Below are 24819 nucleotides of genomic sequence, written 5' to 3'. Positions count from 1 at the left end.
CCTCACTCGTGGAACTCCTTCCACAGCAGCCAGTAGGTGAGGTAGCCCAGCAGGGGCAGCAGGATCATCGGAGCCAGGGCGAGCAGGCTCACCACCGGGGGCAGGTGGAGCACCAGCCAGAGCAGCACCAGGCCGTAGGCGAGGAAGGCCAGGGCCAGGCCCACCCAGCGCTGGCGCAGGCGCTCCCTGACGCGCAGGCGCCAGGCCTTGAAGCGTCGGCGCCGGCGCTGTTCGGGCGGCACGAAGCGCCACCAGTCGCCCTGGGGCCGGGTGCTCAATTGAATCGCAGGCGCTGGAGATTGCGGCGCTGGTCCTCGAACAGACCGGTGAGCAGGCTGATGACGCGTCGCTCGCGCAGGTTGATGTCGGCGGTGAGGGCCATGCCGGCCTGAAGCGGCACGCTGTCCTTGTCGGGCAGGGGGAGGCTCTGGCGGCCCAACTTGAGGATCACCGGGAAATGGAGGCCCTCGGCCTGGGTGCCGAGCACCTGGGCCTGCTCCTCGGGGGTGAGGGCATCGGAGCCGATCCGTTCCACCGTCGCCGGCACGTAGCCGAAGCTGCTGGCGGGGAAGGTTTCGAGCGAGAGTTCGGCGCTCTGGCCCACCTGCACGAAGCCGATGGCCTTGTTGGGCAGGTAGACCTTGGCCCGCAGGGAATCCTGGGGGACCACCTTCAGCACGGGGGTGGAGGCGGCGGCGCCCACCACGCTGCCGGCGCTGACGTCGACGTCGAAGACGAGGCCATCGGCGGGAGCCGTGAGCACGCCGTACTGGATCTGGAGGCGGGCCTGGCGGATCTGGGCATCGAGGTCACTGATCTGACGCAGGTTGGCTTCGATCGCGGTGCGCAGTTCCACGTCGGTGCCGGAGCCGGTGTTGACCAGCTGGGAGCGCAGCCGGGCGATCTCGCGCTCCTCCTCGGCCACATTGGTCTGGAGGTCCTGCATGCGGTTGCGGGCCTCGAGCAGCTGCACCTCGCTGACGGCGCCATCGCGCACCAGGGACTGGTAGCGGCGTTCGATGTCGCTGTAGATGCGCAGGGAATCGCGGTAGCCGGCCAGGCGGGTGGTGCTCTTGGCCAGTTCCTCGCGGGCGGCCTCCAGGCGGCTGTTGAGCTCGCGGGCGCGATCACGCAGCTGGCTGCGCTGGTTGGCGGTGAGGCCGGCGGTGGCGGCCTCCTCGCCGAGGGTGGCCTTGGCGATGCGGTTCTCGTTGAGCAGCCGCTCGCGGATGCTCTCGGCGGCGGCCAGCTTGCTGCGGGGTTCGCGCAGGTCGAAACGGATCAGGGGCTGGCCCCGCTTCACCGACTGGCCCTCCTTCACCAGCACCTCCTCCACCACACCGGGGACGGGGGAGGCCACGTCCTTGACGGTGCTGGTGGGCTCGAGCTTGCCGGGCACCGCCACGGTTTCGGAGATCGGTGCGGTGACACTCCAGAGGCCGAGGGCGGCCACCCCCCCCACCCCGGCCCAGAGCAGCAGGCTGGAGCTGCGGCGGCTCTTGCGCAGCACCACGGTTTCGCGGAACGACCACTCCTGGGCCGCGTCCGAGCCGGTGGTGGCCAGGCCGCTGCCGAAGGGGTGGCTGGCCGGGGCGGGGTCTGTGGGGTCTGTGGGGCCTGTGGGGTCGGCTGCCGGCGCTCCGGCGGGAAGGGAGCCCTGGCCCACCAGATCGACGCGCACCGGAATCACTGGGTGACGGCGGCTGGCCCGGGGGGAGCGCAGCCAGCTGACACAGCCGTCGAGCAGGGCGACGAGGCGGGAGGCGGGATCGGAGGCGCGGGGCGGGGTGGCCATCAGCTGAGTCCCTCCTGGTTCTGGCTGCGGTAGAGGGCGTAGTACCAGCCGCGCTGCTGCATCAGCTGGCGGTGGCTGCCCTGCTCCATCACGGCGCCCCGGTCCATCAGCACGATCAGGTCGGCGGGCTGGATGGTGGAGAGGCGGTGGGTGATGAAGAAGACGGTGCGGCCCCGGAAGGCCTCGAACAGGTTGATGCACACCTGGCGCTCGGTGCTGGCGTCCAGGGCGCTGGTGGCTTCGTCGAGGATCAGCATGCGGGGGTTCTGGAGCACGGCGCGGGCCAGGGCGAGGCGCTGGCGCTGGCCACCGGAGAGGCCGGCACCCCGCTCGCCGACGCTGGAGTTGTAGCCCTGGGGCATCTGCATGATGAAGTCGTGGGCGCAGGCGATGCGGGCGGCGCGGATCATCTCGGCGGCGGTGGCATCGGGCTTCACCATCAGCAGGTTCTCGCGGATGGTGCCGTCGAAGAGCAGCGAATCCTGGGGCACCACCCCGATCTGGCGGCGCAGGGAATAGAGCTCCACCTTGCCGATGTCGAGGCCGTCGATCAGGACGCTGCCCCGCAGGGGGGCGTAGAAGCGGGAGAGGAGCTTCAGCAGGGTGGACTTGCCGCTGCCGGAGCCGCCCACCAGCCCCACGAAGGAGCCGGCGGGGACCTCCAGATCGACGCCGTCGAGCACCAGGGGCCCCTGGTCGCGGAAGCGGAAGCCCACATCCACGAACTGCACCCGGCCCTGGAGGGGGGGCAGGGGGATGTTGGTGGACTGCTCGGTGGTCTGCTCGGTGTCGCGGTCGACCACATCGGCCACCATGCGCAGGGCCTGGGTGTTGAACTGGAAGTCCTGCCAGGTGGCCACCAGCTGCACCAGGGGCTGGCGGATGTAGCCGGAAAGAATGTTGAAGCCGAACAGGGCGCCGATGCTGAGCTGCCCCTTGATGATCAGCCAGACGGCCACGGCGATCACCACCAGCTGCCCCATGTTGCTGAGGAAGGTGGAAAGGTTGGCGATCGATTCGCGGGTGACCTTGAGCTTGAAGTCCTCGCCGATGTAGGCGGCGTAGCGGTTCTGGAACTCCCAGCGGGTCTTGAGTTCGGCGTTCTGGGATTTGATCGTCTGGATGCCGGTGATGGCTTCGGTGAGGAAGCTGGAGGCGCGCACGGCCTGGCCCATGGTGCGTTGGATCTGGCTGCGCACCAGGGGATTGCTGACCAGGCCCACGGCGGCGATCAGGGGCAGGGTGGCCAGGACCACCAGGGTGAGCAGGGGGCTGATGGCGAAGAGGATGGCCAGGTAGATGAGGCTGAAGGCGAAGTCGATCAGCGTGGGCAGGGTCTGGCCGAGCAGGAAGTCGCGCAGGCGATCGAGCTGGGAGAAGTAGAAGGTGATCTGGCCCACGGGGCGGGCATCGAAGAAGCCCTGGGGCAGGCGCACCATCTGGTCGAGGATCGTGGCCTTGGCGTCCTGGTCGACGCGGTTGGCCAGATCGGTGAACAGGAAGCTGCGCAGGGTCTTGAAGATGCTCTCCACCAGGGTGGCCAGCAGCATCACGCTGGCGATGCTCACCAGGGCGCCGAGGTTGCGGCTGGCCACCACGCTCTGGATCAGCACCATCAGGCCGAGGGGGAAGACCACCCGCAGGGCGTTGATCACCACCGAGGCCACCATCACCTCGATCAGTTCGCGGCGGTGCTGACGCAGGAAGGGGACATACCAGCTCCAGGTGAAGCGCTGCTGCTTGGCATCGGGTTTGCGGTCGAACAGCAGCAGCTCCACCAGGCCGCCGTCGTGGGTGATGAGCTCCTCGGCGGGCACCAGCAGGGCGCCGAGCTCGGCCTCCAGCAGGCGGGCGCGGCCATCGGGCTCGACACCGTCGAGCAGGCCGAAGTGGCCGTTCTGGTACAGCAGGGCCGGGGCTGGAACACGGGCCAGGCGGCTGGCGGGCACGCGGGAGAGCACCACCCGCAGGCCGAGGGTGTCCATGATCTGGCCGATGTTGACCAGGTTGAGCCGGTCCTGGCGCTGCAGGATCGCGTCCACCTGATCGGCCAGGGCATCGCGGTTGAGGGGCAGGCCGAAGAAGTCGGCCAGGGCCTGGCAGAGGGCGATGGGCACGGCCCGGGGGCCGCTGGCGCGGGCCAGGGCGAGCTCGCCGGCGCGGTCGCCGGCCCGGCGGGGCGGGGGCTCGATGGCAGGCGTGTAGCTGCCGCCGGCCTCCTCGGCCAGCACGGTGGGGGCGAGGGGTTCGGCGCCGAGGGTGATCGGGGCCTCCGCCTCGCGCGGGATCGCCAGGCCCACCAGCCGCAGCCAGGGGGCTTCGGGACCGGCGGGCGCCAGGGGACGCTCCGACCAGGGTTCGGCCAGGGGCAGGCCGCTGCTGGCGTACCAGCGGAAGCCGGGGGGCAGGCCCAGCTCGGCGGGGGCACCGGGGGGCCGGCTGCGCAGGCGCACCTGCTCGGGGGGCAGGGGCCAGTCGTCGAGCAGGGCCTCACCGAGGGGATCCCGCTTGGCGAGGGCCAGCAACAGGGTGTGGAGCTCGGCGGCGCTGGGCTGGTTGGCGAACCAGGCGGCGACGTCGGGATGGCCGGCCAGGAGATCGCGGAAGGCGGCGGCGGGGAGCAGCAGGGCCTCCACCTCGGTGGTGGCGCGCAGATGTTCGCAGGGATCGCGGCGCAGCAGGCCGGCCCAGCCGGCCATGGAGCCGGGGCCGAGGCGCTCGATCGTGCGCAGGCCCCGGCCGCTGGGGCTGGGGCCGAGGCTGCGCAGCTGGCCGCTGCAGAGCAGCAGCACCCCCTCGGGCAGCACGTCGGGGCGCAGGACGGTCTGGCCGATGCGGAAGCGCAGGGGCTCCAGCAGGGGGTCGATCGCGTCGCGACGGGCGGGGGGGAGCCGGTCGAAGGGCGCGAAGTCGTTGAGCAGGCCGCTGATGGCTCCGGGGGAGGAGGTCATGGGCTGTCGTCCTCCTGCAGCAGGGCGAGCATCGCGTCGAGGGGCGGCAGCGGCTGACCTTCGAGGAGGAGCCGCACCCGCTGCTCGAGCCATTCCTCGAAGAGTTCGCCCATCATGCGCTCCCTGGTGGCGTCGTTCAACTCGGCCGGCAGGAACTGTTCGAGCCTCAGCACCACCCAGCTGTCGCCCGCCTGGAAGGGTTCGAACAGCTGGCCCGGGCGGCCCCGCCGCAGGCGGCTGACCAGGCTGTCGTGGCCGGTGGCGAGGGGCAGGGGGCCGATCTGGCCGCGGCAGTGGCGCTCGGGGCCTTCGGAGTGGAGCGGGGCGAGATCGGCGAAGTCGGCTTCCCCTTCGGCGATCTGGTGATGGAGCTCGGCGGCGAGGCCCTCGCTGTCGACGCGCAGCAGGGAATAGACCACCTGGTCGAGCTCGGGCTTGCGCTGCAGGAAGCGCACCTCCACCTCGTTGTCCCAGCGGCAGCGCACCAGGCGCTGCAGGCGCCGCTTCTGGGTGGCGAGGATGCGCAGGTCGTCGAAGACCAGGCCGCGCTCCTGCAGCCAGCCGGGCACGTGCTCGTCGTCGGTGATGCCGCGGCGCTGCAGGAAGGCGGCCATCAGGGCCTTCTCCTCCCCCACGGGCAGGGGGATGGCGTGGACGAGCTGGTCGAGCACCCAGGCGCGGGCCAGGGGATGGGCCTGGCCCTGCTGGCGGATGAGGCGGTTGAGCTCAGAGAGGGCCAGCCAGGGGCGGCCGGGGGGGAGCTCCACCACCGCCGGCTCCGGCAGGCCGGCGAGGGGTTCGGGCAGGGTGTCGCGGGGGGTGGTCATGGGGCGCACCTCCGGTGGGGCAACTGGAGGCGGTCGAGGGCGTCGGCCATCAGGGCCAGGCCGTTGTCACGGCTCCAGGTGGCGCGGGCGTAGGCGAAGGCGGCGGCACCCATGGCGCGCCAGGCGTCGTCGTCGCCATCGAGCTGGAGCACGGCCCGGCACCAGTCGTCGGGGCTGCGGGCGATCAGCACCTCCTGGCCGTGGCGCAGGCCGGTGGCTTCGGCGGCCAGGGGGCTGAGCACCTGGGGGATGCCGTGGGCGGCGGCGGCCACCACCTTGCCCTTGAGGCCGGCGCCGGAGCGCAGCGGCGCCACGAACAGCCGGTGGCGGTTGTACACGGTGGCGGGATCGGCCACCCAGCCCTCGACGATGACGCCGGCTTCGGCGCCCCAGCGGGCGGCGAGGGTGGCATCGAGGCCGCTGCCATACAGATGGAGGCGCAGTTCGGGCCGCTGCTGCAGCAGGGCGGGCCACACCTGCTGCAGGAAGGCCTCGACGGCGTCGCGGTTGGGGGGGTGGCCGTAGCTGCCCAGGAAGGCCAGGCCGCTGCGGCCCTCGAGGGGGGCGGGGGTCTCCGGGCCGTGCACCACCCAGGGGCAGGGGGCGGTGGCGGCCTCGCCGAGGGTCTCGGCCTCGATCACCGCCCGCTCCACGTCGGAATAGCTGAAGGTGAGATCCACCTGGCGCATCACCGCCAGCTCCTGGCGCTTCACCTCCTCCACCGCGTCGAGGGCACGGCGGGCCGCGTCGCCGTCGAGGCCCTCGGCGCGGGCGGCGCGCAGCTGGCGCAGGTGGTGCAGGTCGGCGTTGCAGAAGAGCAGGCGGGCCTGGGGGGCGTGGCGCTGGATCAGGGGCAGGGCCGCGGCGGCCACGGTGTAGCGGGTGAGATAGATCAGATCGAAGCTGGCGCCCCGTTCGGCCAGGACCTGCTCAAGGGACAGGACGAAGGGGGCATGGAGGACCTCGACGCCGCGGCGCTGGAGCTCCTGGCTGTAGTTGGCCAGCCAGGCGAGGTTGAGGGGCAGCAGGGTCACCTTCCAGCCCAGGGCCTGGAGCAGCTCGATCTCCACCAGGGCGGCGTGGCTGCCGGCATCGCGATCGGGCCGGGGGGTCTCCTGGTCGAGGAACAGGGCGCGGCCGAGGATGCCGCGGTCCTTGATGGTTTCGGCGCTGGCGTGGCTGGGTTCAAGGCTGCCCTGGAAGGCCCCGGACCATTTCTGCTGGAAGACGGGGCCGTTGACGGCCTGGAAGCGCTTGAGGCCGGTGTCGGCGCCGGTGTCGGTGCCGCAGCTGAGGCCTTCGTGGTGGATCACCCGCGCCAGGGGGGCGTAGCGCACGCTGTGGCCGGCCTGGCGCACCTTGAAGGCCAGGTCGGTGTCCTCGTAGTAGGCGGGCGAGAACTCGGGGCTGAAGCCCCCGAGCGCGTTCCAGAGCTCGCGGCGGATGGCGAGGGCGGCGGCGCTGACGTAATCCACCTGGCGGGCGTAGGCGACGCGGGGGTCGTGGGGGTTGCCGCCCCGGCCGTAGTTCCAGGGTTCGCCGTTGCCCCAGACGATGCCGCCCGCTTCCTGCAGGCTGCCGTCGGGGTAGAGCAGCTGGGCCCCCACCAGGCCGGTGTCGTCCCAGCGCTCGAAGGGATCGAGCAACTCCTCCAGCCAGGCGGCGCAGGGTTCGGTGTCGTTGTTGAGCAGCACCAGGACGGGGGCGCGGGCGGCGGCGGCGCCGCTGCAGCAGGCCTGGTTGAAGCCGCGGGCGAAGTCGTGGTGGATGACGCGCACCCCGGGGGCCTCGGCGGCCAGGGCGTCGGCGGTGCCGTCCGTCGAGCCGTCGTCGACCACCAGCACCTCGAAGGGGACGCGGGTGGGGGCGTAGGCGATCGCCGCCAGGCAGCGGCGGGTGACGCCGTACTGGTTGTGGACCGGGATCACGATCGACACCAGCGGATCGGCGGCGATCGGCAGGTGCAGGGGCTGGCGCGGCACGGCGCCGCCGTCGGGGCCGGGCTCCTGGTCGGAGGCGCCGCTGGGCAGGGGGTGTTCGAGCAGGCGCTGCAGCAGGGGCAGGTCAGGGGGCAGGGGGGTGCCGTGGGCATCGGCCCAGGCGAGCCAGATGCGCAGGCTGCGGTAGCGCTCGCGGGCCAGGGGGGCGAACTCGTCGGGGAAGGGGGGGCGGGCGTGCTGCTGCAGGGCCGCCCAGGGGGTGAGGTGGAAGGGCAGCAGCTCGAAGCGCTGATCCAGCACCTGGCCGGCGGCGGTCTCCAGCTGCAGGTGATGGATGGCGCCGTCGCTGAGGGCGGTGGGGAGCAGCTGCTGGAAGGGCCAGGGCCCCTCCGGCAGGGGGTCGGGGGGCGTGATCGGCAGGGTGCTGGCGCCGTCGAGGCGCAGCACCAGGGGCTCGGGTCCCCGGCCCCAGCCGTGCAGCAGGGGGGCCTCCAGGCGGGTGAAGGCGCCGTCGCGCACCGGACCGTGCTGGCGCTGCTGGTCGATCTGGGCATAGGTGGCCGCATCGAGGCGCATCGGACTGCCGGCCAGCTCGACGCCGCCCTCGGCGGCCAGCACGCGCAGCACCAGCCCCTGGCCATAGGGGGGCAGGGGCTGGGCGGGCCCCCACCAGAAGCGGAAGCCGCAGGGCTGGGCGAGGCCCAGGGGCTGCAGATCGGGCCGGGCCTGGGCGGCGGTCAGTTCGGCGATCAGCCGGCGCTGGCCGGGAACGAGCAGGTCGTCGATCAGCAGCTGCAGGCGCAGGGGGGGGGCGTCGGCCTGCAGGGGCCAGGGGCAGGCCCAGCCGCCCAGGCCGCCCTCCGGACTCCAGCCTTCGAGCCGGCCCACCAGGCCGGGGCGACGCCACTCAGCGAGGGAGGCTCCGCTGCCTTCCAGGGTGCCGGGCGGCTCGGCGAGCATCGCAGCCATGCTGGAATCGATGGCGAAACCTTATTGCCCCCGTCCCGCTTTGTCTCGTTCCGCCATCGACACCGCGGGCGGCGGGAGCGGCGAGCCTGGCGTCTGGGTGCCGCTGTGGCGGCTGCGGGAGCTGGCCCTGCCCTACCCGGCGTACCACCAGCTGATCGCTTCGCTGCGGGTCGGGGGGGATGGCGGGGATGACCCCCTGCTGGCGGAGCTGACCGACGCGAGTGCGGCGGCCCTGCGCGAGGCGCTGGAGCAGGGCCATCTGGAGCGGGCCCTGGCCGCCCACGAGGATCTGCTGGGCCACGTGATCGAGCTGGCGGCGGCGCGGCCGGCGGTGGCGGCGGTGCTGTGGCAGCGCTACGGCGAGCTGCTGGGGCAGCTGGCGGGCCAGGTGCACGGGCGGTTGGTGCCCCGCAACGGGAAGCCGGTCGACTTCAGCCTTCCCGAGCGGGCCGGTGATGCCGAGCTCTGCCTGCGGATGGCGGGGATTCTCGAGCCGACGGCGGCCCAGCCGTGGGCGGTGCCCGACTGGCTGCCGGTGCTGGAGCAGCAGCTGGTGCAGCACGGGGCCCTGGCCTGGCAGCAGCGGCTCCGGACGGACGCCGACGCCGCGGGGCCCTGCCTGGATCTGTTCCTGCGCCTGGCCCAGTTGCTCGATCCGGTGCCGGCGTGGGTGGATCTGGCCTGGCGCGCCTCCCTGGAGCGGCTGATCGAAGCCCTGCCGCCCGCCGGGGCTCTGGCGGAGCCTGAGCTGGAGCTGCTGGTGGCGCGGGTGGGGCGGTTGCCGGTGGTGGCGGAGCAGCGGGGGGCCTTCGAGGCGGCACTGCTGCGGGCCCGCTTCAGCCTGGAGCTGCTGCAGCAGGGCCGCGTCGGCAACGGCCGCCGGGCCACCGAGGGCTCCGAGGGCCTGGAGGTGCTGGAGGCGGAATGGCTGGAGGAGGACGAGGAACGGCCCGGCCCGGCGCCGGCGGCGGCCCTGCCGGCGGTGGCGTGGCGCCCGGGCACCCTGGTGGTGGAGCTGGATCCGCTGGAGCTGCAGCTGCTGCAGCGCGCCGAAGGGCCGGCCGAGCCCCTGGAGGAGGCCCTGGCCGAACTGCGCCGCCGCCACCACGACAGCGACTTCTGGGGCGCGGCCGCCGTGGAGGGCCCCGAACCGCCGGACAGCCTGGAGCTGCTTCGGCGCTTCGAGCGGGAGGCCGGCTTCTATGCCACCACCCACGCGCCGCTGGAGAGCCTGCGGCAGTGGGCCCGGCCGGCGCTGCAGGCCCTGCTGCAGGCCCAGGTGTGGAGCGGCGACGGGGCCACCCTGAAGCTGTGGCAACCCTGGGGGCAGGCGAGCCAGCGGCGGCAGCCGCCCGGCGGCACCGCCCTGTTGGAGCGGCTCGGCGGTGGGGAGGTGGTGCTGGTGGGCGAGGGGCCCGAAGCGGTCGCGGCGCTGCAGGAGGCGCACCGGGCCGGCCGGCTGTTCGCCGGGGCGGCCTTCGGCCTGCGCTGCCTGGCGGTGCCCCAGAGCTGCCACCCGCAGCGGCCCGCGGCCGGCTTCGAGCACAGCCTGGAGGCCCTGGTGGCGGCGGTGGAGGCGCTGCATCGGGAGCGGCCGTTCACGGTGCTGCTGGTCGGGGGCGGGGCCTACCGGCTGCCTTTGGTCCAGGCCATCGGCAGCCGCTATGGGGTGCTGGCGGTGGCGCTGGCCTCCCCCCTGGCGGCGTGGCTGGGGGCTGAAGCGGTGGCGGAGCCGGGCCGATGAGCCAGCCGGATCCCAGGCCGACGGACTGGCGGGCCGTGATCGCGGCCCACCCGCTGGAGAGCCACGAGCCGGCGGCCTGGCTGCGCTACGGGGTGGCCCTCAGCCAGCTGATCGAGCCCTCGGCCCAGGAGCGGCAGCAGCAGCAGCAGGTGGGGCTGGCCTTCGCCCACGCCGAGGCGCTGGGGGCGTCGAAGGAGGCGGTGGCCCTGAGCCAGCGCCAGGCGACCCTGCTGAGCCTGGTGGAGGCCCTGGCGCTGGCGGGCGCCGAGGGGGCGGCGGCGGCGCTGGAGGGCCTGGCCGATGGGCTGTGAGAGGGCAGTGAGTCTGGCTTACTCTGGTAAGGCTTCGCGCCGGAGGTCGCCATGGATGCCCTGCTGACGTTGTCCTCCAAGGGGCAACTGGTGATCCCGGCCCGTTTGCGTCAGCTGCTGGGGCTGCGGACAGGGGATCGGTTGGCCCTGAGCCTGGAACCGGATGGGCTGCGCCTCAAGCCATTGGCCACCAGCGCAGAAACTTCGGCCCATGCGCTCATCGGCTGCCTTGGCTACCGCGGACCAGCCCTGTCGCTGCAGGAGATGGATCCTGCCCTGTATGCCACCCGATGAGCCTGCCAGTCGCTCTCGACACGAATGTCCTGGTGAGGCTGCTCACCAATGACGATGCGGAGCAGGCCCGTCGTGCGGCTGACCTCATTGATGCGAGTGTCGGCTGTTTTGTTCCGATCACGGTGGTGCTGGAGCTGGAGTGGGTGCTGCGAGGCGCCTATCGGCTGCCGCGGGAGGCCGTGATCCAGGCGGTCGAAGGCTTGATGGCCATCCGCCAGGTGCATGTGGAGCAGGAGGAACTGGTGCGATGCGCCCTGGACTGGCATCGGCAAGGCATGGACTTCGCCGATGCCATGCACCTGGCGCGCAGTGAGGGCTGTGGTGCCATGGTCAGTTTCGATCGTTCCTTTGCCAGCCTGGTGGTGGATCTGGGGCTCTCGCCCAGGGTGACGGCGCCTCCAGAGGCGCTGACGTAGGGATGGCGCACACCGACTGTCCGCGGTCGCGGGCGGCGGAGGGGGCTGGTTGGCAGGCTGCAGCGTTGTGTACAGCCTGTACAGGGCCAGCGTCAACGGCGCTTATGATGACGTCATCTGATGACGGTCATGTCATGCGGACCATCGTGGATCTGCCCGAGGGCGAGCGCGATCAGCTGGATGCCCTCTGTTCCCAGCGGGGCATTTCCCGGGCCCAGGCGCTGCGGGAGGCTCTGACCCTCTGGCTGGAGCGGGAGCGGCCACGCCACGGGGAGGTGTTCGGGCTCTGGAGCGACCGGGACCTCGATGGGGTGGCCTTGCAGCGGCGGATGCGGCAGGAGTGGGACCCGCGCTGATGGGGCTGCTGCTCGACTCCAACATCCTCATTGATGTATTGCTGGGCAAGGATGTTGCCTTGCAGTGGATCCAGGCCCAGCCCCGCTGTTCCATCAGCGTGATCACCTGGATCGAGGTGCTGGTGGGTTGCGGTCCGGGTGAAAGCGAGGCGGTGGAGGTGTGGTTGCGGGGCTTCCACTGTCTGCCGCTCGATGGCGCCGTGGCCCGGGAAGCGGCGGACTGCCGCCGCGCCCTGGGGCTGAAGGTGCCGGACGCCATCATCCTGGCCACCGCCCGTTGCCATCAGTTGCGGCTGGCCACGCGCAACAGCCGGGATTTTCCCGAGGCGTTGGCGGGCGTGCTGGTCCCCTACAGCCTCTGAAGGTCGCCGTGGCCAGCAAGCGCAGCCTCAACGCCCGCAACCTGGAGGCCCTGGGGGCCGCGGCGCTGGCGGAGCTCCTGATGGAGGTGTCCAGTGGCCAGGCGGTGATCCAGCGGCGGCTGCGGCTGGCGCTGGCGGCGGCGGAGGGGGCCGGGGACGCCGCCCAGGAGGTGCGCAAACGGCTGGCGGCGATCGATCGGGCCCGGACGTTCGTGAGCTCGGCCCGGCGCCCGGCGCTGCGCAGCGATCTGGAGGCCCAGCTGGGGGCGATCACCGGGCCGATCGCGGCCGAGGACCCCCGGGGGGCCTGCGAGTTGCTGCTTCGGTTTCTGGAGATTTCCGGCGGGGTGCTGGGGCGCTGCTCCGACAGCACCGGTGCGGTGATCGGCGTGTTCGAGCGGGCGGCCGGCCAGCTCGGACCGCTGGCGCTGGCGGCCCGGCTGGCGCCGGAGGCCCTGGCGGAGCACGCCGCCGAGCTGCTGCTGGAGAACGACCATGGCCAGTTCGATGGGCTGGTGCCCGCCCTGCAGGAGGCCCTGGGTGACGCTGGCCTGCAGCGGCTGGAGGGCTGCTGCCGCGATGGCGGCGCCCGCGACGGCAGCCGGCTGCTGCTGCAGATCGCCGAGGTCCGGGGGGATGGGGAGGGCTACCGGGGCCAGTTCAGCGCCGCGGACCTGCGCCGGCGCCCCATCGCCGCCGACGTGGCCCGGGTGCTGCTGGCCAACGGCCGGGCCGCCGAGGCCCTGGAGATCCTCGATGGCGCCGAGCCGGAGCTCCCCGGCCGGCTCGATGGCGCCTGGCAGGAGCGCCGCATGGCCGCCCTGGAGGCCCTGGACCGACCGGCCGAGGCCCAGGAGATGCGCTGGCAGTGGTTCTGCCGCACGCTTTCGATCCCCCACCTGCGCGCATTCCTGGGGCGCCTCGCCGCCTTCGAGGATGGGGAGGCGGAAGAGGGGGCCCTGCGGGTGGCCGAGCAGCACCCGAATCGGCTGCTGGCGCTGGAGTTTCTGGTGGGGTGGGGGGCGCTCCCCCGGGCCGCCCGCCTGGTGCTGGACCAGGCCACGGCGTGGGACGGGGAGGCCTACGCGATCCACAGCGCCGCCGCCGAGCGGCTCAGCGCCGACCACCCGCTGGCGGCCACGCTGCTGCTGCGGCCGATGGTGTGGGGGGCGCTGGCGATGGGGCGCTCCAGCCGCTACCGCCATGCCGCCGAACACCTGCGCCACTGCGACCGGCTGGCCGACCGCATCGACGACTGGCAGGGCCACCCCGACCATGCCGCCTTCGTGGGGCGGCTGCAGGAGGGCTTCGGGGGGCGCTGGGGCTTCTGGAGGCTGGTGGAGTCGTAAAAGCTCAGGGTTGCGGTTGGTGGGGATGCGTTCGGTGGGGTGGAGTCGGCAGATGGATCCGGCATTCTGTACAGGCTGTACAGGTCTGGGATCCGGCCGGGCGGACAGGACCCGATGGCCTTGAAGCCCCGGGGATGGATCAGCGTCAGCCAGCAGCTTTGCCGCAAACCCGTAAGGACGCCTTACGACAAGGAGGCTTCCGGTCTAGGGTGACGTCCAGTGATTGGTTGGCCAGCGATGCCAGCGAAGGAGATCGCCACACTCACCGCCAAGGGGCAGGTCACGGTGCCGAAGGCGGTGCGTGAGGCCCTGGGTTTGCGGCAAGGCGATCAGCTCAGCTGGGAGTTGGAGGACGGCTCGGTGCGCGTGCGGGCTGTGGCGCCGTTGGATCTGGTCTATCTGCAGGGGCTGGAGAGCAGCCTGGGCGAGTGGAGCAGCCCGGAGGATGAGGAGGCGTTCCGCGATCTATGAGCCCCTTCGAGAGGTACGCGGTGGTGCGCGTGCCGTTCCCCTTCACGGATCGGCAGGCCCAGAAGCTGCGGCCGGCGTTGGTGCTCTCCCAGAGCGACTTCCAGCGTGGCTGCGGCCATCTGCTGCTGGCGATGATCACATCGGCGCGGCCATCCGCGTGGCCCCTCGATTGGCCTCTGGAGGATCTGGAGGCCGCAGGACTGCCCCAGCCCTGCCTGGTGCGCTTCAAGCTGTTCACCCTCGACGAGCGGCTGGTGTCAGGGGGGCTGGGTGCTTTGGCCGCCGCCGATCGCGCCGGGGTGGAGGCCCAATTGGGCAAGCTCCTGCCCACCGCGTCCTGAACGCTGCCAAGGCCGCCTTGTGGTGGTGGTTCGGCGGATGGATCCAGCCACGCAGGTTTCAGTACTGTCTTCAGTACTGAATTGCGGCTAGGGTGTGGGGCAAGCGATGGCCCTGGCGTGAGATGGATCGGGTGAACGGCAGTCACCTCAGCTCCAGTGAGCTGAAGCGGCGCGGCATCGCCGCCATCGAAGAGGCCCTGCAAAGGGGCCCGGTGCATCTGATGAAGCGGAACCGCACGGCCGGGGTTGTGCTCAGTGAACGCCAGTACCAGCTGCTGTGTCAGCGAGCGGCCCTGGCCCCGCCGCCTGAGGTTTCGGCGTTGGAGTGGCTGATCAGCTGCCCCACGGCCGCGGAGGGCCGCACCAAGGAGGAGATCGATGCGGCGCTGGAGGAGGAACGCGACTGGTGATCGCCTTTTTTGATGCCAGTGCCCTGATCTACGTGCTGGAGGGCCGCGAGCCGTGGGTTCATGGCGTCAAGCAGGCGCTGGCCGAGCTGGTCGCCAGCGACCCAGGCATGGGAACGGCCGTCAGCCGCCTGAGCTGGTTGGAATGTCGTGTCGGCCCACTGCGTCGCCGTGATCCAGCCACCCTGGCCATCTTTGATGCCTTTTTCTGCCGTACGGATCTGATCTGGGTCGAGCTCACGGCGGCCGTGGTGGAGCTGGCCACCGAACTGCGCGGGCAACACAGCCTGCGCACGCCGGATGCGCTGCAGGCCGCCTGTTGCCTGCAGCTGGGTGATGAAGCGGTGATGATCACCGGCGATGCGTCGTTTCGGCAGGTGCCGGGGCTGCGGTTGGTGGTGGTGTCCTGAGCCGATCCGCTGACTGGCTGCATCAGGCGTCCGCGGATCTGGACCAGGCCATGGTCAGTGCCGAGGCGGGACATGCCAGCAGGAGCAGGCAGCGACCTCGATCTCCGCTGGCCACTGGAGCTGCTGCCGTTCAGCTGCGACGCGCTCGTGCTCACACCAGAGGAACACGACACCCTGATGGCGTCGGGTCACGCTTCGCGAGAGAGCTGGGGCGGGATGCCCGCTGGGTGTGGTCCCTGAGGGCGGCCGCGCTCTCACCCTTCAGCGACCCGCTTCCATCGCCGGTGCCAGATCGGTGTGGATGAAGTCATCGCCCTTGAAAAGAAGGGGTGCAGCGAGGGATTTGGCCAGGGCGTAGGAGAAACAGTCGCCCAGATTCAACCCGGCTCGATGGCGTCCCTTGCCGAAACGACGAAAGGCCAGGCGCGCAAGTTCCGCCTGGTCGCGGTCGAAACTGACCACTTCGATCTCTGCGGCGGCCACAAACAAATCCAGATCTCCCTGGCCATCGGCGCCAAAGCGGGCCTCGAGAACGATGGAGAGTTCGAGCAAGGAAGCTGCGGACATCCGTCGGAACTTGGCGGATTGGATGGCCTCGTTGAAGGAACGACGTTCCGGTTCGTTCTGCAGAATCGCAAGGATGGCTGACGAATCGATCACCATCCGCCCGGCAGTCCGATGGCGTCGTAGCCGAGGATTTCCTCGGGCGTGCGGGTGTCCTTCCGTGGTCGCGCTGCACTACGCAGGGCGATCTCATCGAGGCGATCGGCCAGGCTCGGGCGCCCAGCGGCCTCACGCTGCTGTTGTCTGAGGCGTTGCAGCCGTTCCTGCAGGGCGTGGATGACGGCATCCGTTTTGTTTTCCCCCGAGAGGGCGGCCACCTCCCCAGCCAGGCGATCGGCCTCTGGGTTGCGGATGTTCAGCGCCATCAGGCCAGCGTGTAGACGACCACCTTTCAGTGTAGACGCCCCCTGGGCTTTCTTCTCTGCCCCAGGCGCGGTTGTGGGTGCTGGTGTGTTCGGTGGACGGATCCTGCGTTCTGTACAGGCTGTACAGGTCTGGGATCTGGGCTGGGGAGGACAGGGTCAGATCGCCTTCAGCCCTCTGCTTGGAGCCGTGCACGTTGCTGGCGACCCGGCGCTGCGGGGGAGTCACCGCCAGGGGGCCATGGGCCGGGCCAGGCCCCACCACCCACGGCGGTAGGACACCAATGGCGTCTTGCAGGCAGCGCCTTGCTCACCAAGGCTTTGCCGCCGCCAGCCTCAACGCCCACAGGCCGGCAACCCCGGCATCAGCCCCGTACCGGTTGGCGGGGTTCAGCTCGCTGAGCAGCACCACGTCCGGCAGGGCCGCCAGGTAGCGGCTGATCAGGGTGCCGCCGCTGCAGGCCACATGGTGGAGGGTTCGCACCACGGGCGGCGCGATGGACGGCCAGAAGCGGCCCACCTGCTGGCGCAGCTGTTCGGCGGCGCGGATCTGCCGGTGGCTCCGCAGATGGCGATGCAGCTCCTGCAGCTGGGCCAGGGCGTCGCGGCTCCGGCCAAAGGCCCAGGAGAGCTCGGCGCCGCCAGCAGCACCACCTCCGGTTGCTGCGCCTCGAACCAGGTCCGCACAGCCCATGGATCTTCCAGATCCAACGCCTCGCGCCCTGCCGTGAGCAGGTTGGTAGAGCCGTGGCGCTGCAAGGCCCGGCAGCTGGCGCTGTCCGCCATGCCCCGATGCCTGGCCACGACAAAGCGATCGCTCGGGTGGATGAGGGGGGGTGAGGTGCTGGTCATGGCTCGGAAAACCCTGATGCCGCAGGTCACCGCCAGCAGCTGTTGGTCCGCCAGTGGACTAACGTTCCACTGACGGCCCCTGCTCCGTATCGCCATGGGTGCTCCTGTCCCGCGGATCGTGAACGTGCACGAGGCCAAAACCCACTTCTCGCGGCTGATCGACGCCGCCCACGCTGGTGAAACCATCGTGGTCGCCAAAGGCGGGCGGCCCTGGGCGAGGCTGGTTCCCCTGGAGCCGCCCATACCCAGCCGCAGGCCCGGCGTCTTGAGCGGGGTGGTCACCCTGCCTCCGCCGGAGGTGCTGCTCGAGCCGCTGCCAGAGGAGGAGCTTTCTGACCTGGAGAAACCTCTCCTGTGAGCGCTGGTGTGCTGCTCGACACCCACGCCCTGCTCTGGTGGCTGGCTGAACCCGATCGCCTCTCGCCGGCAGCCCATGCCGCCATCGTCGATTCCAGGGCGCGGGTGCTGGTGAGTGCGGCTTCCGGCTGGGAGATCGCCACCATGGTGCGCCTGGGCAAGCTTCCCGCCGCCGCTTCCCTGCTGGAAGAGCTGCCCACCGTGTTGGCCGCCCAGGGGTTCGAGCTGCTGGCGATCGAGCTGCGCCATGGTCTGCGGGCGGGCAGCTATGGCCTGGCCCATCGTGATCCCTTTGACCGCTTGCTGGCCGCCCAGGCCGAGCTGGAAGCCCTCACCCTGGTGAGTATCGATCCAGCCCTCAAGGACTTTCCCTGCCACCTGCTCTGGTAGCCGCGCCATCAGCCCAGCCCTCCCAGCGCCCGCCCCAACGCCCACAGGCCGGCAACCCCGGCATCAGGCGGCACAGGGATGGATGCAGCGGCGACCCTTGTGGCAGCCAGAGGGGGCTGGCGCCGCGAAACACGGAGAGACCGATCACCAGCGCCCAGAGCCAGGTGTAGCGGGGACCACCGGGAAGGATCATCGCTTGTGGGGCGTTGGGGGCTGTGGGCTACACCCTGGCGGCGAAAGGGTCAAGCACCGGCCTGGTCGATCAGCCCCCAGTCTTCCTCAACAACGTCAGCTGCGTGACAGGGATGGAGTTTCCAGGGCCACAGTCGCCGGCGCCAGGAGTTGCTGAAGATGGCTGCGCAGCATGCCGCTGAGTTGGCGGGCGTATTTGATGCGGGGCAAGGGCATCTCCCGGATCGGCAGCTCTTCGCCGTAGAGGGCCAGGTAGTGCTGGTGGTTGTCCCAGGCCCCCCGGGCCTGGTTGTCAACGAAGGATTCCACCAACAGCCCCTCGGCGGTGATCAGCTCGTGCTCCTGGAACTCAAGTTTGTAGTAGGTGATCGGCCGGTGGGGAGACCAGTCCTCGGGGGTGGTGCGGCAGATGGTGCGGTCATTCACCAGGGCTGAGGCCTGGACCAGATGGCCTTCGATCAGGATGCCGTGATCGCTGCTCACATAGAGATCCCTCCGGGGACTACCGCCGCCGAGGGCGCCGGCGTTGATGCGAATCGGCAACTCGTCGAGATTCCACAGAATCACGGGGTTGTGGCTGGTGCGGGAGAGGAAGCGAACGGCGCGGGGGCCGTTGACCGTCTGCACCCAATCGCCGGGCTGGAGGGTTTCGATCGGCTGCTCTCCGGATGGCGTGGCGATCAGCGTGCCGGCGAGCAGGCAGGTCACCTCCAGGACCAGGTCTTCATCTTGGAATTTGAAGAGATTGTATTCACGGCCGGATGATTCCAGCGCATCCAACAGGATGTTTTGTTGGTCCAGATCAATGAAGATGGAACCGGCATTCTCTGCATCGATCAGCACATAGGAGCCAAAGGTGAGCGAGTCGATGGAGCCATAATCGATGGTGGCAAACTCCAGGTCGATGGAGCCGGAGCCGAAGAGTGTGAGAATTGAATCGGAAGTGCTGTAGTCTTCGATTCGGAAAACACCCGAACCACTGACTTGAAAGTTATCAAAAATCCTGGCACCTCGATTGGCTCGGAACTCGCCAGATTCAATGTTGAAGTCTCCGTAGAAATCGCCCCTTCCCATCAGAATGCTGGTGGAGTCTGTTAAAAAGGGTCCATCATTAAAGAATTGACCGTTATTTTCAAAGGTGCCGATGTTGAAGAGTGTTCCTAGGTTATCAAAGAAGCCTTCGATTGTTACTGAGGCATTGTTATCGAGCGTGCCCAGGTTCCGAAACTGGCCAAGGGAGCTGAGATAGCCGAAGTTGACAAAAGCATCACCGTTATAGAAATAACTGTCGTTGCGAGTGATGCCAATGTTTTGGATGAACCCTTGATTGAATATGTTGCCATTATTCAAAATCTCTCCAAAGGTGCTATTGTCAAGAAAGGCGGAATTGTTGAACGTGCCATTGTTTGATATCTGACCATTGTTGTCGAAGATTCCATCAATGTGTTCAAGAAGGCCATCATTATTCAGTGCTCCATTGTTGCGCAGGAAATTGTTATTGACAATATCGCCACCATTGTTGTTATTGAGTTGGTTGGCATTCTCCAGCGAGCCGTCGTTCACGATCGACTTGTCATTTTCAAGCAAGCCCCCATTGAAGAGGAAGGAGAATCCGTTGTTCAGCAGCGTGCCGCTATTATCGATCGTGCCAGAATTATTGATGAAGCCACCATCGTTGGTGAGGAAGGATTCTGATCGATTCAGGAAGGTTCCACGGTTGACGATCTCGCCATAACTTGTATTGGTGATCGTGCCGGAGTTGGCGATGAGGCCTTCATTCAGAACGATGGCGATGCTGGAGAAGGATGGCCCGTTGTTGAACAGTGTGCCGTAGTTCTCGAGGGTGCCGGAATTATTGATCGTGCCTTCATTGGTGAAATCTTCATTGTTTTCCTGGAATTCACCGGGGCCAATATCAATCACGCCAGCGTTGGGGTTGGGGCTCAATCCTGTGCCGATGGCCTCCGCCGCCTCCACCAGGACGGTTTGGCCGTTGATCTGCAGGGTGCCGTGGTCATCTTCGGTCTGGATGGAGAGGCGTTGCTGCTCGCTGAGGGGCTGCTGGAGCAGCAGGGCGGCGAACAGGGCGCCTTCATCGCCGGGGGTGTCCTGCAATCCATGGAGGCGTTGATCCAGGGCATGGCCGATTTCCTCGATGAGAACGGCCGTGATCTCCTGGGTTGTGGCGGTGTTGAGCCAGGCGTCGTTGATGTAGATCCGTTCGCCGCCGTCCGCGCCGTCGCTGGTGTAGGCCCCGCGCCTGCCCGCCAGGGTGGTGCTGTCGAGCCGTTCCAGCTGGAGGCCAAGCCCGCCGGCCAGCAGCTCGCTCCGCAGGGCATCGGCAGCGACCCCGGCACCAACGCCAAACACCTGTTGCAGCAGGCTCTGGAACAGCTCAGCGCTGCTGGCCCACACCCTCAGGCTTTCCTCCACCTGGCTGAGGGCACTGGCGAGGGTCGGGGCATCGGATGGCTCGAGGCTGCCAGCAAGGAGGACTTGAGCCATGGGAATGGGGAGGATTGGACTGGGGAGGTGATCGAAACGCCACCAGACCAACGCAGGTGAATTTCAGCTTAAAATATTAGCAGGGTTTTCAGAACTCGACCTCGAGAGTTGTATCGGGAGGCACAATCCAGATGGGTTCCTGTTGATCCATGGCGTCGTGGGGCCCCACCACGATCGGGTTGCGGTGGCCCGGCAGCAGGGTGCAGGCAAAGATTTCATCCACCCCTGCGTTGAACCACAACTGGGCCACGACGCGGGCGCTGGGCAGATGCACGATCGCCACGCCGCAACGCAGGGGGGTATCGCTGCGGGAGATCGGCAAGTCACCAAAGACCTCCTTCTCTCGGATCTTCGATACACCCACGGCGGCGAAGTCGCCAAACAGATCGAGGCCGCGGGTGAAGCCGGGCAGTTCGCAGATGGTGTCGATGCGGCCGGCGGCTGGATCGCACACCACCAGGCGGCCGTGGCCGGAATCCAGCAGGTACAGCCTGCCCTGATGCAGCCGCGGCGAATGGGGCATCGACAGCCCCCGCAGCACCACCTCACCACTGTCCACGGCGATCAGGCAGCCACCCTCCGCTTTGCGCTGCCGCCAGCCCCCCGGTTCGTCGCTCTCCCCCAGGGCGGTGACATAGGCGGGCGTGCCCTGCTGCGGATCCATGGCCAGGCCATTGAGGTGGCAGCGATCGCCCTGCTCGAGGCTGGAAATGAAGGGCGGCTGCCAGCGGGGCCGAAAGCTCCAGGGATCCTCCAGGGTGCAGAGGCAGCTGAACAGGGTGTTCACCAACCAGAGGCCCTGCTTGCCCCAGGCCAGTTCATGCCCCAGCACGGCGCCCGTGAGGTGGGCGGAACGGGTGAGAAAGGCGATGTCGTGGGTGCCTTCGGGGGGCAGCCGGGCCGCGATGCCGGTGTAGCCAGGCAGCGTCCAGACTTCGGCCATCCCTCCCACCACCAGGCCTGAGGGTGTGCGGGCCACGCCCATGGGCTTGTTGAAGCTCGCCAGCCCGAAGACGAGTTCGCCGGCGTGGCTGCCCACCGTGACCAGCTTGCCCGCCTGATAGGTGGACACCACCAGCGAGCATCCCAGCCTGTGGAGGATCTCGGGCAGATTGACGCTGTTCTGGTAAGGAATCGGGTTGCCGGCTGGACGGGGTGCCGACCCGGACGGATGGCACATCGACGGCGGCGGGGTTGGATCATCCTGCGGGCGCGGCCGCTGCTGCCCTGGGGGGCGGCCCAGCTGCCTTCGTTCACCTTCACCGGGGTCTGCAGATGCATGCTGATGCGCTGGCTGAGGGTCTGCTGGGTGAGAAGGCAGACCCCGGGCGGCGGGCCGGCGGTGGGGTCGAGCAGGGCCTGGCGGTAGAGGCGGGTGAAGCAGAGGGTGAACAGGCCCGGGCCCGTGAGGAACCAGGGGTTGCTGCCCTGCTGTTCGATCACCTGGCGGGCGGCCCGCTCCAGCACCAGGCGCAGAAAGGGATGGCCGGGGGTCGCGGCGATCAGGTTGTTGCCGATGGAGCCGATGTCCTCCTGCTGCAGCACCAGCTCCACGCCCGGGGGCAGCAGGGGCGTGAGGTCGTGGCGGCAGCGGTCGTCGGCATCGGCGTACACACCGCCATGGACCCAGAGGTAGGCCAGCCGGAACAGATCCGCCTGCAGCACGGGGCTGAGGGCCAGCCGGAAGGCCTCCTGCACGCTCTGGAGCGCCTGGGCGGCGATGAAGGCGGCGGCCGATGCCTGGTGGAACACCCGGTGCTCGAAGGAGGGGTTGGCCTGGGGCCAGCTCTGCATCAGGGAGCGGATCCCATCGGGCGGGGTGCTGGCATGCCAGAACTGGATGATGCGGCGGGGGATCGAGGCCGGGCCCTTCGGGATCCGGTCGGCATCGGCCCAGCTGTCGAGGCGGCCGGCCTGGCGGGCGGCGATCAGCAGCGAGAGCGCCGCGGCGCTGCATTCCGGTTCCTGCTCCAGGAGCGCCGCGAGGAGCTGCAGGCGCTCGGCGGGGGGGCGGCGCCAGAGCTGGTGGATGGTTGCGGTGGCGGCGCGGTTGGTGTGGAACTCCTCGATCAGGCAGCGATGCAGGCCATGCCTGGCGGTGGCGGCGAGGCGGGGATTGGGGCTGGCCTGCTTGGCCGCCCGGAGGCGGAAAAACAGCTCCTGGGCCGCGGTGAGATCCATCACCAGGGTGTGGAGCAGGCAGGCCATCTCGGCGGCGAGGTGATCGAGGGGCTCGTGGCGTAGGAGGGGGGCGAGGGGCACCAGGGCCTCATCAAAGCGGTAGAGGCCCTTGAGCCACTGGCTGCGGCTCAGCCGGGCCTGGCGTTCCTGGTCGGGGCCGGCGGGGGCGAGGGTGTCGATCGCTGCGGCGGCGCGGCCATCGCCCAGGTGGATGAGCAGCTCCGCCCGCTGCACCCGGGCATGGAAGCCGACCTGGGGGTCGTGGGCGAGACCATCGGCAATGGCCAGGGCCGCTTCGCTGTCGCCGGCACCCCGGTAGAGGGTGACCTTGGCGAACTGCAGCCAGGGCTGGGGGGCGAGGCCGCGGACGGCTCCGATCTGGCGTTCGCTGGTGTGCAGCGCGAACAGCCCCTCCTCGAAGGCACCGATGTCCGCCAGCAGGTTGGCGAGGGCCACGGCATGGTCGGGGCAGGTGGGATCGGCGGCCACGGCGGCACGCAGGGCGCTGAGGCTCTCGGGAAGCCGGCCCAGCTCCCGCAGCAGCACCCCCCGGAGCTGGAGGCCATGGGCCTCCAGCTGGGGATCCTCCCCGGCGGCGAAGTTTTCGAGGCTGGCCAGGGCCTCGCTGTGGCGCTGGAGCTGGCCCAGCAGACGGGCGTGCCGCAGCCGGTGCCAGGGGCTGGCGGCGGCCAGGCTGAGCAGGGTGCCCGACAGCAGCAGGGCTTGCTGATGATCGCCCCGCGCCTGGCAGAGATCGATCCAGGCGCTGAGCAGCTCCGGGTCGTGGGGTTCGATCTGGAGCGCGGCCTGCAGCACCTGCTCGGCCTCCCCGGGCTCCCGGGCCGCCAGCAGGCAGTGACTGAAGGTGCGCAGCAACGGCAGGTTGCGGGGATCGCCCGCGACGGCGCGGCGATAGAAGGGAAGGGCAGCGGCCGGTTCGCCGCCGCTGAGCAGCAGCTCAGCCATGCCGAGCACGGCGGCGAAGTGATCGGGCTGGCGCAGGAGGATGGCCTCCAGAATCCGCCGGGCTTCGGCGTGCTCGCCGAGCTGGCGCAGGCAGCGGGCGGCGGCGGCCTGCAGGTTGGCGTCCTCCGGGTCGTGGCTCAGGGCCTGGCGGAAGAGGTGGAGGGCGGCGGCAAAGCGGCCCTTGGCATAGGCGACTTCCGCCTCCTGGATCCAGTCGGCCACGTTGTCCGCCGGGGGATGGCGAGGACGGTGGGGTCATGGTGGCATGACTCTCAGGCACCCTGGGACGCATCGAGACGCTGACGGGTCAGGCCAGGCATCAGGCGGCCGAGGGGCTGTGGCGTAGGGGCGCTCCCGGCGGCAGCCAGAGGGGTCTGGCGCCCAGAAACGGGGAGATGGGAGCCACCTGGGCGGATCGTGGGCAGGATCGTGCCACAGCTTGCTGGCGTCCATGGCCTCTTCTCCCTAGGCTGCCGCCATGGCTGGCGAAGCATCCTTGGCGCAGGTCGGAATCCGCCCGCAGCTGATGCCCAGTGAGAGGGTGCTCGCACTGCACGACCTTTATCGCACGTACAACAGCTTCAGCGCGTTTCAGCCGGAACTGGCCGAGCTGCTTCAGCAGGGGAATCTGCTGGACGAATCTGTTGCGGTGAGCCAGATGCTTGGATTTCTTGAACCTCTCACGGGCGAACATGTTCCGCCGGAGGCCCTTCAGATTCAGGGGCCCAACTACCGCGAATCTCTGGTGGCGAACGGATTGCTGAGCCGAAACCGGGCGGTGCTTCGAGTGTTGGAGCAGACCTGCGGTTCGTTGGAATCACTGGTGCAGCTGGACGTGTATGTGGTGGAGGCGTTGAGTTCTTTTGCTCTGTGGATGCGGCGCCACCTTGGAGCCGCCAGGCTCACCTGCAGCGAGTTCCTGGAAGATGCGGAACTGGCCACCAGCGAGGTTCTGCACCAGGACCTCTGCGCGCTGACCTTCCCCGATTCCAGTTTTGATGTCGTCCTTTGCAACGAGCTCTTTGAGCATGTGCCTCAGCTGGAGCTGGCCTTCCGGGAGATCGCCCGGGTCCTACGGCCGGGGGGGCGGCTGGTGGCCACCTGCCCACTGGCTTTCGGGCAGGTGGATTCGATCCTGAAAGCGCAATACGACCCGGTGACCCATCAGACAGAACTGCTCGGGGACCCTGAGCGGCATGGAGATCCGATCCGGCCAGTGGGCGGCTCGCTCGTCTACCGCATTCCGGGGTGGGACGTGCTCGATCAACTGCGTGCTGCAGGCTTCGCTGCGGCGCAGATGCATCACATCGCCAGCTGGAAGTATGGCGTGCTGGGATCGGATCTACCTGGCGTGCTGGTGATCGAAGCGAAGCGGTAGATCAGCCGCCCTGATCATCCTGTGTTGATTGACACATCTTCCCAATCGGTTCTGGGGTCGGAACATTTCATCAAAGCTTCATCAGGCTGCCATGCCCATCACGGGGAGGCGAGGTCTTTGGGGGTTAGA

24 protein-coding genes and 1 pseudogene are annotated in these 24819 nt (G+C 69.2%); 14 read left to right on the top strand and 11 right to left on the bottom strand.

Annotated features, from left to right (window positions below):
* Positions 1-2: 2 nt before the first annotated feature.
* The 5 genes from VB738_RS13610 to VB738_RS13590 are packed head-to-tail and all read right to left on the bottom strand — an operon-like array spanning position 3 to position 8482.
* A complete protein-coding gene (locus VB738_RS13610; protein WP_323306250.1) occupies positions 3-278 on the bottom strand; it encodes a hypothetical protein in 276 nt (91 codons plus the stop codon).
* A complete protein-coding gene (locus VB738_RS13605; protein ID WP_323306249.1) occupies positions 275-1795 on the bottom strand; it encodes an HlyD family efflux transporter periplasmic adaptor subunit in 1521 nt (506 codons plus the stop codon). The genes VB738_RS13610 and VB738_RS13605 overlap by 4 nt, the downstream gene beginning before the upstream one ends.
* Positions 1795-4746, bottom strand: coding sequence for an ABC transporter transmembrane domain-containing protein (locus VB738_RS13600; RefSeq protein ID WP_323306248.1), 2952 nt, complete (start codon positions 4744-4746; stop codon positions 1795-1797). The genes VB738_RS13605 and VB738_RS13600 overlap by 1 nt, the downstream gene beginning before the upstream one ends.
* On the bottom strand, positions 4743-5573 hold the full coding sequence (locus tag VB738_RS13595; RefSeq protein ID WP_323306247.1) for a peptidylprolyl isomerase: 831 nt from the start codon (positions 5571-5573) through the stop codon (positions 4743-4745). Before VB738_RS13595 ends, VB738_RS13600 begins: the two co-directional genes overlap by 4 nt.
* Positions 5570-8482, bottom strand: coding sequence for a glycosyltransferase (locus VB738_RS13590; protein WP_323306246.1), 2913 nt, complete (start codon positions 8480-8482; stop codon positions 5570-5572). The genes VB738_RS13595 and VB738_RS13590 overlap by 4 nt, the downstream gene beginning before the upstream one ends.
* A gap of 40 nt (positions 8483-8522) precedes the next feature.
* Between VB738_RS13590 and VB738_RS13585 the strand changes: the two genes are divergently transcribed.
* The 11 genes from VB738_RS13585 (at position 8523) to VB738_RS13535 (ending at position 14943) form a co-directional block, all read left to right on the top strand.
* Positions 8523-10226 carry a hypothetical protein gene (locus VB738_RS13585; protein ID WP_323306245.1) on the top strand — a complete coding sequence of 568 codons (1704 nt, stop codon included), beginning with the start codon at positions 8523-8525 and terminating at the stop codon, positions 10224-10226.
* Complete coding sequence (locus VB738_RS13580; RefSeq protein WP_323306244.1) at positions 10223-10537, top strand: hypothetical protein; 315 nt, start codon at positions 10223-10225, stop codon at positions 10535-10537. Before VB738_RS13585 ends, VB738_RS13580 begins: the two co-directional genes overlap by 4 nt.
* Positions 10538-10588: 51 nt before the next feature.
* Positions 10589-10831, top strand: a complete 243-nt coding sequence (locus VB738_RS13575) for an AbrB/MazE/SpoVT family DNA-binding domain-containing protein (RefSeq protein WP_323306243.1) — start codon at positions 10589-10591, stop codon at positions 10829-10831.
* Positions 10828-11247 (top strand): type II toxin-antitoxin system VapC family toxin, encoded by a 420-nt coding sequence (locus tag VB738_RS13570; RefSeq protein WP_323306242.1) that lies wholly within the window; start codon positions 10828-10830, stop codon positions 11245-11247. Before VB738_RS13575 ends, VB738_RS13570 begins: the two co-directional genes overlap by 4 nt.
* A 134-nt stretch (positions 11248-11381) precedes the next feature.
* Positions 11382-11603, top strand: a complete 222-nt coding sequence (locus tag VB738_RS13565) for a CopG family transcriptional regulator (protein WP_323306241.1) — start codon at positions 11382-11384, stop codon at positions 11601-11603.
* Positions 11588-11965 carry a type II toxin-antitoxin system VapC family toxin gene (locus tag VB738_RS13560; RefSeq protein ID WP_323306240.1) on the top strand — a complete coding sequence of 126 codons (378 nt, stop codon included), beginning with the start codon at positions 11588-11590 and terminating at the stop codon, positions 11963-11965. The genes VB738_RS13565 and VB738_RS13560 overlap by 16 nt, the downstream gene beginning before the upstream one ends.
* Before the next feature lie 8 nt (positions 11966-11973).
* Positions 11974-13314: a DUF6880 family protein gene (locus tag VB738_RS13555; RefSeq protein WP_323306239.1), complete on the top strand. Its 1341-nt coding sequence runs from the start codon at positions 11974-11976 to the stop codon at positions 13312-13314.
* A gap of 237 nt (positions 13315-13551) precedes the next feature.
* The gene (locus VB738_RS13550; RefSeq protein ID WP_323306238.1) at positions 13552-13785 is read left to right on the top strand and encodes an AbrB/MazE/SpoVT family DNA-binding domain-containing protein; all 234 of its coding nucleotides are present in this window, start codon (positions 13552-13554) and stop codon (positions 13783-13785) included.
* Complete coding sequence (locus VB738_RS13545) at positions 13782-14126, top strand: type II toxin-antitoxin system PemK/MazF family toxin (protein ID WP_323306237.1); 345 nt, start codon at positions 13782-13784, stop codon at positions 14124-14126. Before VB738_RS13550 ends, VB738_RS13545 begins: the two co-directional genes overlap by 4 nt.
* Before the next feature lie 122 nt (positions 14127-14248).
* A complete protein-coding gene (locus tag VB738_RS13540) occupies positions 14249-14536 on the top strand; it encodes a prevent-host-death protein (RefSeq protein WP_106222388.1) in 288 nt (95 codons plus the stop codon).
* The gene (locus VB738_RS13535; RefSeq protein ID WP_323306236.1) at positions 14533-14943 is read left to right on the top strand and encodes a type II toxin-antitoxin system VapC family toxin; all 411 of its coding nucleotides are present in this window, start codon (positions 14533-14535) and stop codon (positions 14941-14943) included. The genes VB738_RS13540 and VB738_RS13535 overlap by 4 nt, the downstream gene beginning before the upstream one ends.
* 261 nt (positions 14944-15204) lie before the next feature.
* Here VB738_RS13535 and VB738_RS13530 read toward each other — a convergent pair whose 3' ends face one another.
* The 3 genes from VB738_RS13530 to VB738_RS13520 form a co-directional block, all read right to left on the bottom strand.
* Entirely contained in the window at positions 15205-15606 is a 402-nt protein-coding gene (locus VB738_RS13530) for a type II toxin-antitoxin system VapC family toxin (protein WP_323306235.1), read from the bottom strand.
* Positions 15600-15872 (bottom strand): type II toxin-antitoxin system VapB family antitoxin, encoded by a 273-nt coding sequence (locus VB738_RS13525; RefSeq protein ID WP_323306234.1) that lies wholly within the window; start codon positions 15870-15872, stop codon positions 15600-15602. Before VB738_RS13525 ends, VB738_RS13530 begins: the two co-directional genes overlap by 7 nt.
* A 307-nt stretch (positions 15873-16179) precedes the next feature.
* On the bottom strand, positions 16180-16563 hold the full coding sequence (locus VB738_RS13520; RefSeq protein WP_323306233.1) for a hypothetical protein: 384 nt from the start codon (positions 16561-16563) through the stop codon (positions 16180-16182).
* A 252-nt stretch (positions 16564-16815) separates the two neighbouring features.
* Here VB738_RS13520 and VB738_RS13515 point away from each other — a divergent pair, with 252 nt between their 5' ends.
* Both VB738_RS13515 and VB738_RS13510 read left to right on the top strand, forming a co-directional pair.
* Positions 16816-17079, top strand: a complete 264-nt coding sequence (locus tag VB738_RS13515; protein ID WP_323306232.1) for a type II toxin-antitoxin system prevent-host-death family antitoxin — start codon at positions 16816-16818, stop codon at positions 17077-17079.
* A complete protein-coding gene (locus VB738_RS13510; protein ID WP_323306231.1) occupies positions 17076-17468 on the top strand; it encodes a type II toxin-antitoxin system VapC family toxin in 393 nt (130 codons plus the stop codon). Before VB738_RS13515 ends, VB738_RS13510 begins: the two co-directional genes overlap by 4 nt.
* A gap of 288 nt (positions 17469-17756) precedes the next feature.
* Here VB738_RS13510 and VB738_RS13505 read toward each other — a convergent pair whose 3' ends face one another.
* From VB738_RS13505 to VB738_RS13495, 3 genes and pseudogenes are all read right to left on the bottom strand, one after another.
* On the bottom strand, positions 17757-20165 hold the full coding sequence (locus VB738_RS13505) for a Hint domain-containing protein (protein ID WP_323306230.1): 2409 nt from the start codon (positions 20163-20165) through the stop codon (positions 17757-17759).
* Positions 20166-20253: 88 nt separating this feature from the next.
* Entirely contained in the window at positions 20254-21345 is a 1092-nt protein-coding gene (locus VB738_RS13500) for a TIGR03032 family protein (protein ID WP_323306229.1), read from the bottom strand.
* Between the two features lie 395 nt (positions 21346-21740).
* Positions 21741-23534 (bottom strand): annotated as a pseudogene (locus VB738_RS13495) (tetratricopeptide repeat protein); the annotation flags it as partial.
* 274 nt (positions 23535-23808) lie between these two features.
* Here VB738_RS13495 and VB738_RS13490 point away from each other — a divergent pair.
* Positions 23809-24690, top strand: coding sequence for a class I SAM-dependent methyltransferase (locus tag VB738_RS13490; protein ID WP_323306228.1), 882 nt, complete (start codon positions 23809-23811; stop codon positions 24688-24690).
* Positions 24691-24819: the final 129 nt, after the last annotated feature.

The sequence above is a fragment of the Cyanobium gracile UHCC 0139 genome (genome assembly GCF_034931325.1).
Lineage (GTDB): Bacteria > Cyanobacteriota > Cyanobacteriia > PCC-6307 > Cyanobiaceae > Cyanobium > Cyanobium gracile_B.
This window is presented reverse-complemented; position numbering and strand designations above follow the sequence as displayed.

Coding starts and splice junctions, on each gene's coding strand:
- VB738_RS13570 (WP_323306242.1), top strand. CDS start 10,828: ATGAGCCTGCCAGTCGCTCTCGACACGAATGTCCTGGTGAGGCTGCTC.
- VB738_RS13540 (WP_106222388.1), top strand. CDS start 14,249: ATGGATCGGGTGAACGGCAGTCACCTCAGCTCCAGTGAGCTGAAGCGG.
- VB738_RS13545 (WP_323306237.1), top strand. CDS start 13,782: ATGAGCCCCTTCGAGAGGTACGCGGTGGTGCGCGTGCCGTTCCCCTTC.
- VB738_RS13590 (WP_323306246.1), bottom strand. CDS start 8,482: ATGGCTGCGATGCTCGCCGAGCCGCCCGGCACCCTGGAAGGCAGCGGA.
- VB738_RS13500 (WP_323306229.1), bottom strand. CDS start 21,345: ATGTGCCATCCGTCCGGGTCGGCACCCCGTCCAGCCGGCAACCCGATT.
- VB738_RS13605 (WP_323306249.1), bottom strand. CDS start 1,795: ATGGCCACCCCGCCCCGCGCCTCCGATCCCGCCTCCCGCCTCGTCGCC.
- VB738_RS13525 (WP_323306234.1), bottom strand. CDS start 15,872: ATGGCGCTGAACATCCGCAACCCAGAGGCCGATCGCCTGGCTGGGGAG.
- VB738_RS13530 (WP_323306235.1), bottom strand. CDS start 15,606: ATGGTGATCGATTCGTCAGCCATCCTTGCGATTCTGCAGAACGAACCG.
- VB738_RS13520 (WP_323306233.1), bottom strand. CDS start 16,563: ATGGGCTGTGCGGACCTGGTTCGAGGCGCAGCAACCGGAGGTGGTGCT.
- VB738_RS13515 (WP_323306232.1), top strand. CDS start 16,816: ATGGGTGCTCCTGTCCCGCGGATCGTGAACGTGCACGAGGCCAAAACC.
- VB738_RS13580 (WP_323306244.1), top strand. CDS start 10,223: ATGAGCCAGCCGGATCCCAGGCCGACGGACTGGCGGGCCGTGATCGCG.
- VB738_RS13505 (WP_323306230.1), bottom strand. CDS start 20,165: ATGGCTCAAGTCCTCCTTGCTGGCAGCCTCGAGCCATCCGATGCCCCG.
- VB738_RS13575 (WP_323306243.1), top strand. CDS start 10,589: ATGGATGCCCTGCTGACGTTGTCCTCCAAGGGGCAACTGGTGATCCCG.
- VB738_RS13600 (WP_323306248.1), bottom strand. CDS start 4,746: ATGACCTCCTCCCCCGGAGCCATCAGCGGCCTGCTCAACGACTTCGCG.
- VB738_RS13595 (WP_323306247.1), bottom strand. CDS start 5,573: ATGACCACCCCCCGCGACACCCTGCCCGAACCCCTCGCCGGCCTGCCG.
- VB738_RS13550 (WP_323306238.1), top strand. CDS start 13,552: ATGCCAGCGAAGGAGATCGCCACACTCACCGCCAAGGGGCAGGTCACG.
- VB738_RS13565 (WP_323306241.1), top strand. CDS start 11,382: ATGCGGACCATCGTGGATCTGCCCGAGGGCGAGCGCGATCAGCTGGAT.